The organism is Buttiauxella sp. BIGb0552 (assembly GCF_004366275.1).
GTDB classification, from domain to species: Bacteria; Pseudomonadota; Gammaproteobacteria; order Enterobacterales; family Enterobacteriaceae; genus Buttiauxella; species Buttiauxella gaviniae.
On record NZ_SODY01000005.1, the window covers coordinates 126,793 to 140,829 of the forward strand.

Sequence of the window (14,037 nt, forward strand, 5' to 3'; positions counted from 1 at the left end):
TTTATTTTTAAATATACTTTTAATGTAAATGGACATGCTATGAAAAAATCTCTGCTTCTTTTATTACCTCTTGTTGCTACAAGTGCCCAAGCTGTTTACGTTGATGTTCGTCATGAGTATCTCGACGACAGTAAAGCGAATTACGATCGTGCTTATATTTCACATAGATTTAACAATGGTTTTGGTTTTGCTATTGAAGCCATTTCAAAATCTGGCGGCGATGATACCAATAAAGCTTTTAATGATATGGAGGTTCAAGGTAATGAATATACCGCGAGCTACCAGTTTACTACTGGTGCAGTCGCCTGGCAGCCAGGAATGGTACTAGAAACAGGCAACGGTTATTCGGTATATAAACCTTATTTTAGAGCAACATGGACGCTAAATGAAAGCTGGTGGGTAGGCGCGCGTTATCGCTTCGAGTATGTAAGACGTTCGTCTGATTCCCGAGATGACGATACTATTAACCGTATGGATGCGTGGGCAGGATATAAATGGAATAATTTTGACTGGACCTTAGAGGGTATTTATAAGAAAGCTGATAAGTATAATTTGTATGACGGCAAGAAAGATAACTACGAATATAACTTCAGAACTGCCTATATAGTGGGCCAATGGTCACCGTTTGTTGAAGTCGGTAATGTGTCAGTGAATAGTACCAGTGATGAACGTCAGACTCGTTTCCGAGTGGGTATTGGCTATACATTCTAATAAATTCCTAAAACCATTCCCTGAATATTCATTGAACAAATCCGGTTGAAACAATAATCACCCGGATTTATTTAAGACACATTATTAGGGGAGCAAGTAATAAAGTAGAGAGATCCGACTGTGATCTCGTAGTCATTTTTGAATGAATACCTTGGTTTCTTGAAAATCATGCAATATTTGCTTTTTTTACTGTCAAAAATTCAAGGTGATAATTCTTCTCGTTCACTATGCTCTGGACACATTACATTGGTTGAGGGTAGAGAGAATGGCACAATTACACGGCTTTGATTTCTTCAAGTCTGGTCATGCTTCTGTTGCGATTGAACCGCGTGCTCCTCAATTTGCCTTTCCAGAACATGATCATGATTTCTTTGAAATCGTCATTGTCGAAAACGGAACAGGGATACATGTCTTCAATGGCTTACCCCACACTCTAAGCCGGGGAATGGTGTGCTTCGTGCGCGATCACGACCGTCATTTATATGAACACACAGAAAATCTCTGTCTGACGAATGTTCTTTATCGCTCTCCGCAAGGGTTTCAGTTTATTTCAGGCCTGGATAAGTTGCTGCCGCAAGAAGAAGAGGGAAACTATCCGTCGCACTGGCGGGTCAATCAGTCAGTATTGCAGCAGGCTCGCCCGCTTATCGATCAAATGGTGCAATGCGACTGCGACAATATTCATTCAATTGCCACTCGTGAAGTACTGTTCATGCAATTGTTAGTACTGCTCCGTAAGACCAGCCTGAATGAAAGCGGTAAAGAGAACGATATGCAGCTTAATCATTTGATGATGTGGCTTGAGGATAATTTTGCCTGTGAGATCAATTGGGAACATTTGGCTGATACATTTTCTTTGTCATTGCGTACGTTACATCGCCAAATGAAACAGCAAACAGGCCTTACCCCCCAGCGCTACCTTAACCGTCTACGTCTGATTAAGGCCCGCCATTTGTTACGCCACAGCGAAAATAGCGTGACTGACATTGCTTTCGAATGCGGCTTTGGTGACAGCAACCACTTTTCCACGTTGTTTAAACGTGAGTTCAGCTGGTCACCGCGCGATATTCGCCACGGACGTGATACCCAACTCCAGTAACGAGAAGATAGTCACCGTTTTGCTTTCACTATCGGGAGATAATATCAGGTCGTTATCTTCAGAGGTGAGAGCCCGTGGCCGGCCAGTTAATCCTGCGAAAATCTGATTTCTTCTCCGGTACTGAGCAAGCAGTTAACGTGGCGGATCGCTATCCGCAGGATGTTTTTGCCGAACATACCCATGAGTTCTGCGAGCTGGTGATTGTCTGGCGCGGAAATGGATTACACATCCTCAACGATCGCCCATATCGCATCACCCGTGGTGATTTATTCTATATTCGTGCTGAAGACCGTCACTCTTATGCCTCGGTAAACGACCTCGTTTTACAAAATATTATCTATTGCCCTGAGCGACTGAAACTGAATCTTGACTGGAAGGCTTTGATCCCTGGTCTGGAAGACGGGTCATTTCAACCTTACTGGCGTCTTGGCACCAATGGCATGAACCTCGTACGGCAAATTATCACGCAGATTGAACAGGAAAGCCGCAAAGCAGAAGCCTTTTCGTTTTGTCTAACAGAAACACTTTTTGCTCAGCTGTTGATTACTTTGCATCGGCATCGCTATGCCGTTGACAGCGTACCAGTCACTTCCAGTGAAACATTGTTAGATAAGCTGATTACAGCGCTGGCGGGCAACCTGGAACGGACATTTATGCTGGAACAGTTTTGCCATGACAATCAATGTAATGAGCGGGCACTACGCCAGCAATTTCGACAGCAGACGGGAATGACGGTTAACCATTATTTGCGCCAGTTGCAGATTTGCCATGCTCAATATCTTCTTCGCCATACAGATTATTTAGTGAGTGAAGTGGCAACCCGTTGTGGATTTGAAGACAGTAACTATTTTTCTGCGGTGTTTACGCGGGAAATGGAGATGACCCCCAGCCAGTGGCGACAACGCCATCTCGCAGACTGAAGGCACTGCACTCGGGCTTGCCGAGTGCAGTCGTGTTGTTACATCACTCCCAATATACGAGGTAAGAACAACGTAATTTCAGGTATATAGGTAATGATAAACAGCACACCAATGATGGCAATATAGAATGGAATCAGCGGTTTTATCACTTCTTCTACTTTAACCTTACCCACACTGGCCCCAACATAAAGCCCGCTTCCTACTGGAGGTGTGATGGTGCCTATCGCAAGGTTGTAGATCATCAAGATCCCGAAATGCACCGGATCTACCCCCAACTTCACCATAATTGGCAGCAGTATAGGGGTGAAAATCAGGATGGCAGGACCGATATCCATAAACGCGCCGATAACCAGCAAAAATATTGTCACGACAAGCAAGATGACTAACTTGTTATCAGAGATACCCAAAATCAGGTCGCTTAGTGCCGCCGGGATATTAGTTATCGACATTGAGAATGACATTGCCGAAGATGTTGCCAGCAGGAACATGATGACTCCTGTCATCACCACGGTCTGGATCAGGATGTCCGGTAAATCTTTAATCTTGATGGTTCTGTAAAGCACCATCGTGAGTATCAAGGTATAGACCACGGCAATCGCTGAGGCTTCAATAGCGGTGAAAATACCTTTCACAATTCCGCCGACAATGATCACAATCAGCAACAGGCTCGGCACCGCTTCCATGGTGACTTTCATCGCCATGCCTTTTTGCAGAGCAAAAAACACACGGTAGTTATTACGTTTGGCCACAACCAATGTAACCAACATACAGCCCACGCCCCACATAACTCCCGCCACCAGGCCACCGGCAAATAGTGCAGCAATGGACGTTCCACCACTCGCCAGTGCATATAAAATGAATGCGGTAGTCGGCGGAATCAGCATCCCTGTTGGCGCTGAGGCGATATTTACCGCCGCGGCAAAGCTACGGCTATAACCCTCTTTTGCGCTCATTGGCACCATAACGCCACCAATTGAGGTCGATGCAGCAATGGCTGAACCGGAAATGGCACCAAACATCATGTTGCCGATAATATTGGTATAAGAAAGTGAACCAGGCAGTTTTCCGGTAAACAGTTTGGCGAAGTTAACAAGCCGGGTCGCGACTCCTCCGCTATTCATTATCACCCCAGATAATACGAAGAATGGCACTGCTAATAAGGCAAAGCTGTCCAGGCTGGAAAACATTTTCTGTGCAGTAGCAAACATTGAAATATCAAAAGGTAAAGCCAGCATCATTGTTCCGCATGACGCAATAACGATGCAGATACCAATAGGAGCGCCCATGGCGAGGAGCACTACAAAAACACTTACCAGCGTGAAAGATGCAAGGATTGGATCAATCATGTTGATTCTCCATGGTAGTGCTGGAATCCATCTCTGTATTCATTGCTTTGCACAAATCCAGAATGTTCATCAGGCTGTAAGCAATAATCAGAATGCCCGCGACTGGCAGAGCGTAATAGATTTTCCCCATGGGAATACCTAGCGCCGGTGAGATTTGTAGCATCGATATTGAGGATATTTTCAGGCCACCGATAATCAGTACCCAAATGGAGAAGGCCGCGAAGGTCAACTGCAGCACAATCATCCACCAGCGGCGAACGGCTGGGGACACTTTGTCGACTAATATTGTCAGGCTAATATGCTGATTCTTCCCGGCAACGTAGGCCATTCCCAGCATTGAAAGCCATACCAGTGAAAAGCGTAAAAGTTCTTCTGAGGTGGTGCTTGGCACGCCAACAATATAACGGCTAATCACCTGCCAACAGGCAATACACACCATCGTTGCCAGCAACAGACAACAAATACTGCCAAGGATTTGATCGAGTATCTTTCTTAACGTATCCATAATCCGAACCTGTAAAATTAGTGTTTTGCTGATTGAATATTTTGATACAGCGAATAGAGAGCAGGCTTATCTTTCAGCCCCTCATAAATTGGCTGTACAGCGTCCTGGAAGGGTTTTTTGTCGATTTCAAAGAACTCCACCTTGAAGTCTTTCATCGCTTGTTGTCGGGTTTTTTCGATTTCCTTATCCCAGGCTGCTTTCTCAAACTCAATCGATGCTTTTACTGCTGCTTTAACAATTTTTTGCTGTTCAGGTGTCAGCTTTTCCAGGGTTAAAGAGCTCATTAACAGAATGTCGGGGATGCGGGTGTGCATATCGTAGGTGTAGTAGCGGGCAACTTCGCCGTGACGGGCGATAGTCAGAGCAAATTCGTTGTTCTCGGCTCCATCCAGAATGCCCTGTTGAAGAGAGGTATAAACTTCAGCCTGACTCATCGCGATAGGTGATGCACCCAGCAGCTTAAGCGTGCGAATAGCAGTGTCACTTTGCATGACGCGGATTTTTTTGCCGCGAAGATCTTCTATCTTACGGATGGGCCCCTTGCTCATATAAAAGTTGCGGGCGCCTGAGTCATACCAGCCGATGCCGAAAAAACCCTGTGCGACAGTAGACTGATAAACTGGCTCCATCACATCAGCGTTATCCATTACTTTGTAATATTCTTCAATATCAGCAAACAGATACGGCAGGGAAAACACGCCATACATAGGGGAGAAGCTTTCCATCAAACCGGATGAAACTTTGGTGATATCGACAACCCCAACCTGTGTCAATTCTACCAGTTCTCGTTCACCTCCAAGCTGAGCGTCGGGAAAGTAAATAACCTTCACTTCACCAGCGGTTTTCTCTTCGATTTGTTTTCCCAAAAAATGAAGCGCGTCTTTAACTGGCTGGCTGTTTTCAGCATAGGCAAGGCGTAGGACGGTTTCAGCGTTAGACCTAAAAGCCAGAGTAGCTAAACAGCATAAAAGTAGAGTATTCACTGTCCGTGATATGTTCATAACTCCCTCGTGATGATTATGGTTTTTCCTGGAGCGAAAATACGAGGATAAGCCGAGCAACACCTTGTGGATTTTGCCAGAACGAGGAGAAAGGTGGCGCTGTGAGAAAGATTTTGAAAGCGTGTTTCACATTTCAGGATTTTCAGCATTTTACGCTGAGAGGCAGGCGCATCAACGTTCAAACCATTATTTTATTCAGATAGATAACGAAAAGTTATAACCATGCTAAAAGTACGGCATTGATAATCATTTTCAATATCATTTAATTAACTATAATGAACCAACTGATTACGCGGCGTTAACAGCTTGTTCGCCGTTCGATAATATCCCTTAGACCTTCGAGTTACAGGAAGGCGGCAAGTGAACGAATCCCGATGATCTTAGTAAACTAATGATTCGGATGAGTGAACGCAGCCAACGCATCTGCAGCTTGAAGGGGGACGGGTATAAATGGAGATGATGAATATGAGTTATACACTGCCATCCCTGCCTTACGCATACGACGCCCTGGAACCACATTTCGACAAACAAACGATGGAAATCCATCACAGCAAACACCACCAGGCGTACGTAAACAACGCGAATGCAGCGCTGGAGTCTCTGCCAGAGTTCGCAAGCCTGCCAGTTGAAGAGCTGATCACTAAACTGGATCAACTGCCAGCAGACAAGAAAACCGTTCTGCGTAACAACGCAGGCGGCCACGCTAACCACAGCTTCTTCTGGAAAGGCCTGAAAACTGGCACCACCCTGCAAGGTGACCTGAAGGCGGCCATCGAGCGTGATTTCGGTAGCGTTGATAACTTCAAAGCAGAATTTGAGAAAGCAGCAGCAACTCGCTTCGGCTCTGGCTGGGCGTGGCTGGTACTGAAAGGCGACAAACTGGCTGTGGTTTCTACCGCAAACCAGGACAGCCCACTGATGGGCGAAGCTGTTTCTGGCGTTTCCGGTTTCCCAATCGTGGGCCTGGACGTTTGGGAACACGCTTACTACCTGAAATTCCAAAACCGTCGCCCTGACTACATCAAAGCATTCTGGGATGTAGTGAACTGGGACGAAGCAGCAGCACGTTTTGCCGCTAAAAAATAAGTTGCATTGCAGCTGACGAGAGGCGAGCCTGATGGCTCGCTTTTTTTATGTCTGTTGCAGGGAGGTTCAGATGCACTATTCGCTAAACGTTTATATCGGCAAAATTCGTGAATATCAGGGCAGTAGGCCGAGTGCTATTGCCAAATATCAGGTCGATGGTGAACTTAAACTCACCGAACTGGGCCTTGAAGGCGATCAGCAGGCTGAAAAAGTCATTCATGGCGGGCCGGATCGCGCGTTATGCCACTACCCGCGTGAACATTATCTTCACTGGACGCGTGAATTTCCCGAACAAGCTGAGCTTTTTACCGCTCCGGCCTACGGTGAAAACCTATCGACCGAAGGCCTGACAGAAAAAGATGTCTATATCGGCGATATTTTCCGTTGGGGAGAAGCACTGATTCAGGTCACGCAGCCGCGCTCACCCTGCTTCAAGCTGAATTACCATTTTGGCATTAGCGATATGTCTTCTTTGATGCAGGAAACGGGTTATTGCGGCTGGCTTTATCGGGTCGTAATGGCGGGAAATGTATCGACGGAATCACCACTTGAGCTGGTTTCTCGCGTTAGTGATGTGACGGTCGCAGAAGCGATTGCGACAGCATGGCATATGCCATTTGATGATGAGCAGTATCACCGGTTACTTTCGGCTGCAGGGCTATCCGTGAGCTGGACGCGAACTATGCAGAAACGGCGTCTGCTAGGGAAGATCGAAGATAATTCCCGGAGATTGTTTGGGAAATAAACCCCAGATACGAAAAAACCCGCCGAGGCGGGTTTTTAAATTCTTAGCTTTGCTAACGTTAACCTTACAGGTTAGTTACGTTACCAGCAGCTGGGCCTTTAGCACCACTTTCGATGGTGAAAGACACTTTCTGGCCTTCGTCCAGAGACTTGTAGCCATCAATCTGGATAGCAGAGAAGTGTACGAACACGTCTTTTGAGCCATCGTCAGGAGTGATGAAGCCGAAGCCTTTGTCAGAGTTGAACCATTTTACGAGACCAGTCATTTTGTTAGACATAGATATTACCTTTTAAATTAAATTTGCCTTCCGGCGCAATTGGAATGTTTTACAGATTTTTTAAAGCGATAAAGGAAGGTAGATCACGTCGAAGGGTATCTATGATAACTCTTTGAGGACTGCGCTACTAAACTGCTTAAGGGTCTGTGCTTCAAACCGATGAATGCATTAACTCATATAACAGTAGTGAATAACAAGGTTTATTTTAGCCGTCCGCAGGGCTGGAGCTCAGGCCATCTGCGGTCTGGAAACTCAGAGTAGCGGTAAACTCAGTAAATAACATTGTGGCGATAGAGCGCCGATTCGAAATCTTCCTTCATGCTTGCATAGAGTAAAATGCCGATTTCAGAATGGTTGCTGTCGTCATAAAAACAACGATACTCATTTTCCACATCCAGCCACTCACGAATCCTGACACCTTTGTCCGCGAGAGTACCGTTTATACGATATCGGGTTGGGTCCTCTGAAATAGCCGCAACCGAACGTAATAACAGCGATTCAATGAATGTTCCAGCAGCCTCAACACCGATAAATTGTGACTTAAAGAATTCAATATCCTGCAGGCTTTTCACCGCAGTTTCGGTAAGTACAATGTGGTGTTCCTTCACTTTATACTCCCTGTTTATTTCCTTGCAGTACGGAGTCGTTGGAGGGCAGCTTCAGGCGAAACCGTTTTCCCTTCTGTCACTTCGTGCTTGGCCTTCATCACCAGTTTTAATAGCGCGTTGCTCTGGCGTTCGCGTAAACGCTCAGCCTCTTCCAACTGGCGCTCAGCGGCTGTCTGAACAAAGAGTTCCGCGACACCGTTTTTCGTGACGTAAACGCCGCCCTCAAAAAGCTCAGGGTTGCTTAACCCTTCTCGGGCAGTCTTTTGGGACATTGTATTTGGCATGAGAACTCCTCATAACGGACAGTTAATGACGAGTTTATGAACAGCATCAGGCGGTGTCAAATTTATGACAAATTTGTACCTTGGGCAGGAATTAAGTGCGAATGGGGAATGCTAAAGAGGGAGAATATTCCCCGCCTTGCGACGGGGAAAACAGCAATTACTGCATTGAAGTTTGAGCAGCAGAATATGCCTGCATAAATGCCTGATGCTGTGAAGCCAGCGGAGCAATCAGCGAGTTGTACTGGCTTGCCTGCTGTGAGGTTGGGAACTGAATGCCACCAGCAGTAAAGCCAACTTGAGTGCCCTGCTGCTGGATGAAGTTACCCACTTGCACCAGTTGTGCTGTGAAAGTTTGTGCCGCAGGGATCAGTGGAGCCATTGCGTCTGCCGGAGCAGTAACCACTTTCTGATAAACCTTGTCGTAAACAACTTTCAAATCGTCAGGCTGCTTTAAGGTGGAACGAGCGCTGTCTGCCTGCATTTTGGCATTCTGCACCTGTTGGCCCAACACGTTCAGTGAACCGTTAGCCTGGCTCAGAGGTTCACGCTGAGTCATATAATCTTGTGGTACACGAATGCTGTTTACGCTATCGGCGACTGGCTTCATGCCGTCATCCATTGCCTGGTTTACCTGTTGGGCAAAGCCATACAAAATCGCGTAATCAGAAACCAGCGGACCGAATTGTTTTTTCTGATCCGTTGTCAGCGTTGGCAGGCGTTCACCGCTGCGCATCGCTGTGTTTTGTAAGAAATCGATAAACGCTTTACGTTGATCGCCTTCTTTATCAAAACAGCCACTCAGACTCACCACCATTAAAATTGCCGCAAGCGGCGCAAACCAGCGTGACCAGGACTTACCTGTCGCCATCTTTTCTACTCCTTCACCATTCAATGCAAATACGCAAATGCGCACCCAATAATGCTGCTAAGGATAGTCCAACCTGACTTTGCAAGATACCCTTTCACAACAATCTCTTTCAGGCATATTTGCGCTGAAATGGTGCATTTTCATACGCCACCCTGCACCTTATTGGCACATCTCCCTTAAACTGAGCACACCCATAAACGTACGTTAATCCTCTGTAATAAATAGATAAATCAACTATTTTTCATACCTGGCATTCATCTTGCTGATATCTGGATGCAGGGGTGATACGGGCAACCGATGTCGCCATACAATTTGGTAATGGATCACTAGGGTTCCGGTCGAAAGATGCTGGTCCGAGAGTGATCGACCGCCCTCTGGCGGTTACACGGCGGGACAAAAGCCCGGGAGGATAAGCGACCATTGAGCGCCGCCCTCCTGCACCTTTTTCCGCAACCGTCAGAGGAACCACCATGCTTAAAGCTTGCCACCGTGGAATCTTGTTTGCCGCACTCGCGCTGTTTAGTGTCAGCAGCTTTGCCGCAAAACCCTCGTTTAAACTCTGCTGGTCTATCTACGCAGGCTGGATGCCATGGGATTACGCCCAACAAAGCGGCATCGTCAAAAAGTGGGCCGATAAATACGGCATTGATATCAAGTTCGTGCAGGTTAACGACTATATCGAATCAGTGAACCAATACACCGCCGGAGGATTTGACGGCTGCACCATGACCAATATGGATGCGCTGACCATTCCTGCCGCAGGCGGCGTCGACAGCACCGCGCTGATTATTGGCGACTACTCCAACGGTAATGACGGCATCCTCTCTAAATCCGCCCAATCTATCGCTGAGCTTAAAGGCCAGCCGATTAACCTGGTTGAGCTTTCGGTTTCCCATTATTTACTCGCCCGCGCCCTGGAAAAATCAGGCCTGAGTGAGCGTGATGTGAAAGTGGTCAACACCGCAGATGCGGATCTTGTCGCTGCGTTTACCACGCCAGAGGTGAAGTCTATCGTCACCTGGAACCCGTTGTTGGCCGAAGCGCAAAAGCAACCGAACGCCAAATTACTGTTCTCTTCCGCACAAATCCCCGGCGAAATTCTCGACCTGTTGGTGGTGAACACCGAAACCCTGAAAGCCCACCCGGAATTAGGCAAAGCCCTGACCGGCGCCTGGTTTGAAACGCTGAAAGTGATGCAGGGGGAGTCGGAAACCGCCAAAACCGCGCGTACGCAAATGGGCCAGGCGGCGGGCACCGATTTAGCCGGGTTCGACGCCCAGCTTGCTGCCACACACTTGTTCAGCGACCCAAAACTGGCGCTCGACTTCACCGACAGCCCGCAGCTAAAAGCCACCATGCAGATGGTTGCCGAGTTTTCCTTTAAACACGGTTTGTTAGGCGATGCCGCACCATCAGCCGATGTGGTAGGCGTTGCAACCCCTGCCGGCAACTGGGGTGACACCAACAACACCAAACTGCGCTTCACTGATGAGTTTCTTCGCCTCGTCGTAAGCAACACGCTGTAAACCGGAGGTGCCCCATGCGCAAAATCATTAACTACCAACCCCAGCCAATGACCCGAGTGCTGATGGGCGCCCTGCCGTTAATTGCGGTGATCTTCTTCTATCTGGTGGCATCTGACGCCCGTCTTGCGGCAAACAGCTACGACAAACTGTTGCCGGGGTTTGATGCCATGTGGGCGGCTATCGATCGTATGGCATTCACGCCAAGCCCGCGCACCGGGGAATATCTGTTCTGGACCGACAGCGCGGCAAGCCTGCTTCGTTTGCTGGTCGGTGTGGGGCTGAGTGCATTCCTGGCGCTGGTTTTTGGCCTGTTTTGCGGTGCCCTGCCGGTTGTGCGCTCGGTTCTTTCACCGCTGATTACCTTGATAGCGCTGATCCCACCGCTGGCTATCTTGCCTGTGCTCTTCATCACCTTTGGGCTGGGGGAAGTGTCAAAAGTGGTGCTGATTGTCATCGGCATTACGCCTTTTATCGTGCGTGATTTGCAGCTTCAGGTGCAGGCCATTCCCCATGAACAAATGGTGAAAGCCCAGACACTTGGCGGCCATAGCGCGCAAATCCTCTGGCGCGTGGTTCTGCCACAGCTTTTGCCTCGCCTGATTGATGCGGTGCGTTTGTCGCTGTGTTCTGCCTGGTTGTTCCTGATTGCCGCCGAAGCGATTGCCGCCACCGAAGGGCTCGGTTACCGCATCTTTCTGATGCGCCGTTATATGGCGATGGACGTGATTTTGCCGTACGTGGCGTGGATTACGCTGCTCGCTTTCACCCTCGACCTGCTGCTGCGCGTCATCAACCGCCGCTGCTTCCCGTGGTACTACGCAAAATAAGGAGGCGCTATGGCGTTGCTCGAACTGAAAAATATCGAAAAGCACTATGGCGACCAGGTGGTACTGGAACGGCTGAATGTCAGCGTTGAAGAAGGTGAGTTTGTCTCGATTGTCGGCGCTTCCGGTTGCGGTAAAACCACCTTCTTGAAGATGCTGCTGGGTACTGAAAGCGCCACTAAAGGCGAGTTTTTACTGGATGGCCAGCCGATTTCACAAGAGCCAGATGCGCAACGTGGCGTGGTGTTTCAACGCTATTCGGTGTTCCCGCACCTGACGGTGATTGGCAATGTGATGCTGGCCGAGGAGTTCAGCACCGCCCGCTGGCTGGGGCGAGTGTGGGGCAAGAAGCGCCATGATATTCGTGAACGCGCCCGTGCAATGCTCGACCAGGTTGGACTGCTGCCTGCGCAAAATAAATATCCCCACCAACTTTCCGGCGGTATGCAGCAGCGCCTGGCGCTGGCTCAGGCGTTAATGAAACAGCCGCGCATTTTGTTGCTTGATGAGCCTTTTGGCGCACTCGACCCAGGCATTCGCAATGAAATGCACTTGCTGATTAGCGACCTGTGGGAGCGTCACCGCCTGACCATTTTTATGATTACGCATGACCTGAAAGAGGGATTTTCGCTCGGTTCAAGGCTGTGGGTGTTCGACAAAGTACGTCACGACCCGCAGGCACCAGATCGTTGGGGTGCGAGCATTACTTACGATATTCCTCTTGATAAAAAACCTGCCGGGAAAGCCCCCCTCACCCCGGCTATCTCCCAAAGGGAGAGGGAGAATCCAGAACTCGATCAGTCCCCTCTCCTGGGGGAGAGAGTTAGGGTGAGGGCGTCCTGAACCTAAATCGATCACCCAATAAGGAGCCGACATGACATACCAAACCGAACTACCCGCAGGCAGCCACTGGTCGCTCATCATGCGCAGTGGCACCGCTTTAACGCTCACCGACATTAATGGTGGCGTCAACGCTGCTGCGCTGTTTTACAACCCGGAAAACCTGCTGGAACGCTATAACGCGCCGGACACCCTGAAATGCCAGCACACCTTCCGCTTAACCGCCGGACACTGCCTCTATTCCGATATGGGGCGCATCTTCTGCGGCATTGAACAAGACACTTTCGGCTGGCATGAAACCGTCTGTGGCAGCAGCAATGCCGCGCAAATCGCAGAGCAATTCGGCGTACTGGATTACCAACAGGCCCACAACGAACGCCACCAAAACGGCTACGACAGCTTTCTGATTGAACTGGCGAAATACGGCCTTGGGAAACGCGATATGGCAGCGAATATCAACTTTTTCGCCAAAGTCACCGCAAGCGATGAAGGTGATTTAACACTCGAGCAGCAGGGCCTTGCGGGTGCATCTGTCACCCTGCGTTTTGCGATGGACACGCTAGTGATTCTTCACACCTGCCCGCACCCGTTGAACACCGCCAATGCGTACCCGCGCCAGGTGCTGGGTATTCAGCTGGACGCAACCCGCCAACCGCTGCCAGAAATCTGCCTGCAACGTGAAGAAAACTGCCGCGGCCTGCATAACAACGAACTTTATATCCTGACTGAAGGAGCCTGCGGATGCTGACTGAAAGCCCACGCCATACAGAAACTGCCCAGCTCAAAGCCACGGTAAACGCCGGTGATTATTGGGTTTATCGTCTGCAAGAGGGCCAGACGCTGCGCATCACAGATCTGGAAGGCAACCAGGCGGCAGATACGCTGTTTTATAACGCTGACGACACCGCCGAGCGCTACAGCGTGACGGATACGCTGCGCGGCCAGCGCAACGTTTTTCTCACTACGGGCAGCGTACTGCGCTCCAGTGAAGACCGACCGATGCTGGAAATTGTGGCTGATACCTGTGGCCGTCACGACACCCTTGGCGGTGCCTGTGCTACAGAGAGCAACACCGTTCGCTATTCACTTGAAAAACGACATATGCACGCCTGCCGTGATAGTTGGTTGCTTGCCGTGGCGCAGCACCCGGAATATGGCCTGACGCGCCGCGACATCACCCACAACATCAATTTCTTTATGAATGTACCGGTCACCAAAGAAGGTGGGCTGCAATTTGCCGATGGCATCTCAGCGCCAGGGAAATACGTCGAACTGGTGGCGAAAATGAACGTTCTGGTGATGATCTCCAACTGCCCACAGCTCAACAACCCTTGTAATGGTTACAACCCAACGCCGATTGAAGTCGCCGTCTGGTAATACATTTAGCGCCGCGGGAC

Annotated in this window: 17 protein-coding genes and 1 riboswitch; of the genes, 10 read left to right on the plus strand and 7 right to left on the minus strand. The window is 49.0% G+C overall.

What is annotated here, in order from left to right; all coding sequences use genetic code 11:
- Positions 1 to 39: 39 nt before the first annotated feature.
- From EDF88_RS15770 to rhaR, 3 genes are all read left to right on the plus strand, one after another.
- On the plus strand, positions 40 to 711 hold the full coding sequence (locus EDF88_RS15770) for an oligogalacturonate-specific porin KdgM family protein (RefSeq protein WP_134185750.1): 672 nt from the start codon (positions 40 to 42) through the stop codon (positions 709 to 711).
- Positions 712 to 976: 265 nt separating this feature from the next.
- Entirely contained in the window at positions 977 to 1,810 is an 834-nt protein-coding gene (rhaS, locus tag EDF88_RS15775; RefSeq protein WP_134185751.1) for an HTH-type transcriptional activator RhaS, read from the plus strand.
- A gap of 74 nt (positions 1,811 to 1,884) precedes the next feature.
- Complete coding sequence (gene rhaR / locus EDF88_RS15780) at positions 1,885 to 2,730, plus strand: HTH-type transcriptional activator RhaR (protein WP_134185753.1); 846 nt, start codon at positions 1,885 to 1,887, stop codon at positions 2,728 to 2,730.
- Positions 2,731 to 2,768: 38 nt separating this feature from the next.
- On the opposite strand, the gene EDF88_RS15785 is transcribed toward rhaR, so the two are convergent.
- The 3 genes from EDF88_RS15785 to EDF88_RS15795 are packed head-to-tail and all read right to left on the minus strand — an operon-like array spanning position 2,769 to position 5,582.
- On the minus strand, positions 2,769 to 4,076 hold the full coding sequence (locus tag EDF88_RS15785) for a TRAP transporter large permease (protein WP_134185755.1): 1,308 nt from the start codon (positions 4,074 to 4,076) through the stop codon (positions 2,769 to 2,771).
- The gene (locus EDF88_RS15790; protein ID WP_134185757.1) at positions 4,069 to 4,581 is read right to left on the minus strand and encodes a TRAP transporter small permease; all 513 of its coding nucleotides are present in this window, start codon (positions 4,579 to 4,581) and stop codon (positions 4,069 to 4,071) included. Before EDF88_RS15790 ends, EDF88_RS15785 begins: the two co-directional genes overlap by 8 nt.
- 17 nt (positions 4,582 to 4,598) lie before the next feature.
- Positions 4,599 to 5,582, minus strand: coding sequence for a TRAP transporter substrate-binding protein (locus EDF88_RS15795; protein ID WP_134186027.1), 984 nt, complete (start codon positions 5,580 to 5,582; stop codon positions 4,599 to 4,601).
- A 465-nt stretch (positions 5,583 to 6,047) separates the two neighbouring features.
- Between EDF88_RS15795 and sodA the strand changes: the two genes are divergently transcribed.
- Complete coding sequence (gene sodA / locus EDF88_RS15800; RefSeq protein ID WP_064561221.1) at positions 6,048 to 6,668, plus strand: superoxide dismutase [Mn]; 621 nt, start codon at positions 6,048 to 6,050, stop codon at positions 6,666 to 6,668.
- Positions 6,669 to 6,738: 70 nt separating this feature from the next.
- Positions 6,739 to 7,413, plus strand: a complete 675-nt coding sequence (yiiM, locus tag EDF88_RS15805) for a 6-hydroxyaminopurine reductase (protein WP_134185759.1) — start codon at positions 6,739 to 6,741, stop codon at positions 7,411 to 7,413.
- Positions 7,414 to 7,477: 64 nt separating this feature from the next.
- On the opposite strand, the gene cspA is transcribed toward yiiM, so the two are convergent.
- The 4 genes from cspA to EDF88_RS15825 all read right to left on the minus strand — a co-directional run bounded on the left by cspA (position 7,478) and on the right by EDF88_RS15825 (position 9,450).
- Positions 7,478 to 7,690, minus strand: a complete 213-nt coding sequence (cspA, locus tag EDF88_RS15810) for an RNA chaperone/antiterminator CspA (RefSeq protein ID WP_034460397.1) — start codon at positions 7,688 to 7,690, stop codon at positions 7,478 to 7,480.
- A gap of 269 nt (positions 7,691 to 7,959) precedes the next feature.
- A complete protein-coding gene (locus tag EDF88_RS15815) occupies positions 7,960 to 8,298 on the minus strand; it encodes a hypothetical protein (protein ID WP_083962923.1) in 339 nt (112 codons plus the stop codon).
- Between the two features lie 14 nt (positions 8,299 to 8,312).
- Positions 8,313 to 8,582 carry a hypothetical protein gene (locus tag EDF88_RS15820; protein ID WP_064514465.1) on the minus strand — a complete coding sequence of 90 codons (270 nt, stop codon included), beginning with the start codon at positions 8,580 to 8,582 and terminating at the stop codon, positions 8,313 to 8,315.
- Between the two features lie 157 nt (positions 8,583 to 8,739).
- Entirely contained in the window at positions 8,740 to 9,450 is a 711-nt protein-coding gene (locus tag EDF88_RS15825) for a DUF3053 domain-containing protein (RefSeq protein WP_064514467.1), read from the minus strand.
- Between the two features lie 315 nt (positions 9,451 to 9,765).
- A riboswitch (guanidine-I (ykkC/yxkD leader) is annotated at positions 9,766 to 9,860 on the plus strand.
- 60 nt (positions 9,861 to 9,920) lie between these two features.
- Between EDF88_RS15825 and EDF88_RS15830 the strand changes: the two genes are divergently transcribed.
- The 5 genes from EDF88_RS15830 to EDF88_RS15850 are packed head-to-tail and all read left to right on the plus strand — an operon-like array spanning position 9,921 to position 14,017.
- On the plus strand, positions 9,921 to 10,976 hold the full coding sequence (locus EDF88_RS15830) for a putative urea ABC transporter substrate-binding protein (RefSeq protein ID WP_134185760.1): 1,056 nt from the start codon (positions 9,921 to 9,923) through the stop codon (positions 10,974 to 10,976).
- Between the two features lie 14 nt (positions 10,977 to 10,990).
- Positions 10,991 to 11,803: an ABC transporter permease subunit gene (locus tag EDF88_RS15835; protein WP_064561225.1), complete on the plus strand. Its 813-nt coding sequence runs from the start codon at positions 10,991 to 10,993 to the stop codon at positions 11,801 to 11,803.
- A gap of 9 nt (positions 11,804 to 11,812) precedes the next feature.
- Positions 11,813 to 12,643 carry an ABC transporter ATP-binding protein gene (locus EDF88_RS15840; RefSeq protein WP_134185762.1) on the plus strand — a complete coding sequence of 277 codons (831 nt, stop codon included), beginning with the start codon at positions 11,813 to 11,815 and terminating at the stop codon, positions 12,641 to 12,643.
- Positions 12,644 to 12,674: 31 nt separating this feature from the next.
- Entirely contained in the window at positions 12,675 to 13,388 is a 714-nt protein-coding gene (locus tag EDF88_RS15845) for an urea amidolyase associated protein UAAP1 (protein ID WP_134185764.1), read from the plus strand.
- Positions 13,382 to 14,017, plus strand: a complete 636-nt coding sequence (locus EDF88_RS15850) for an urea amidolyase associated protein UAAP2 (RefSeq protein ID WP_134185766.1) — start codon at positions 13,382 to 13,384, stop codon at positions 14,015 to 14,017. Before EDF88_RS15845 ends, EDF88_RS15850 begins: the two co-directional genes overlap by 7 nt.
- Positions 14,018 to 14,037: the final 20 nt, after the last annotated feature.

What these genes read in the sequence shown, in the direction of transcription:
- EDF88_RS15840 (WP_134185762.1), top strand. Translation starts at nt 11,813, where the DNA reads ATGGCGTTGCTCGAACTGAAAAATATCGAAAAGCACTATGGCGACCAG.
- EDF88_RS15830 (WP_134185760.1), top strand. Translation starts at nt 9,921, where the DNA reads ATGCTTAAAGCTTGCCACCGTGGAATCTTGTTTGCCGCACTCGCGCTG.
- EDF88_RS15795 (WP_134186027.1), bottom strand. Translation starts at nt 5,582, where the DNA reads ATGAACATATCACGGACAGTGAATACTCTACTTTTATGCTGTTTAGCT.
- EDF88_RS15850 (WP_134185766.1), top strand. Translation starts at nt 13,382, where the DNA reads ATGCTGACTGAAAGCCCACGCCATACAGAAACTGCCCAGCTCAAAGCC.
- EDF88_RS15820 (WP_064514465.1), bottom strand. Translation starts at nt 8,582, where the DNA reads ATGCCAAATACAATGTCCCAAAAGACTGCCCGAGAAGGGTTAAGCAAC.
- cspA (WP_034460397.1), bottom strand. Translation starts at nt 7,690, where the DNA reads ATGTCTAACAAAATGACTGGTCTCGTAAAATGGTTCAACTCTGACAAA.
- EDF88_RS15835 (WP_064561225.1), top strand. Translation starts at nt 10,991, where the DNA reads ATGCGCAAAATCATTAACTACCAACCCCAGCCAATGACCCGAGTGCTG.
- yiiM (WP_134185759.1), top strand. Translation starts at nt 6,739, where the DNA reads ATGCACTATTCGCTAAACGTTTATATCGGCAAAATTCGTGAATATCAG.
- sodA (WP_064561221.1), top strand. Translation starts at nt 6,048, where the DNA reads ATGAGTTATACACTGCCATCCCTGCCTTACGCATACGACGCCCTGGAA.
- EDF88_RS15845 (WP_134185764.1), top strand. Translation starts at nt 12,675, where the DNA reads ATGACATACCAAACCGAACTACCCGCAGGCAGCCACTGGTCGCTCATC.
- EDF88_RS15785 (WP_134185755.1), bottom strand. Translation starts at nt 4,076, where the DNA reads ATGATTGATCCAATCCTTGCATCTTTCACGCTGGTAAGTGTTTTTGTA.
- EDF88_RS15790 (WP_134185757.1), bottom strand. Translation starts at nt 4,581, where the DNA reads ATGGATACGTTAAGAAAGATACTCGATCAAATCCTTGGCAGTATTTGT.
- EDF88_RS15770 (WP_134185750.1), top strand. Translation starts at nt 40, where the DNA reads ATGAAAAAATCTCTGCTTCTTTTATTACCTCTTGTTGCTACAAGTGCC.
- EDF88_RS15825 (WP_064514467.1), bottom strand. Translation starts at nt 9,450, where the DNA reads ATGGCGACAGGTAAGTCCTGGTCACGCTGGTTTGCGCCGCTTGCGGCA.
- rhaS (WP_134185751.1), top strand. Translation starts at nt 977, where the DNA reads ATGGCACAATTACACGGCTTTGATTTCTTCAAGTCTGGTCATGCTTCT.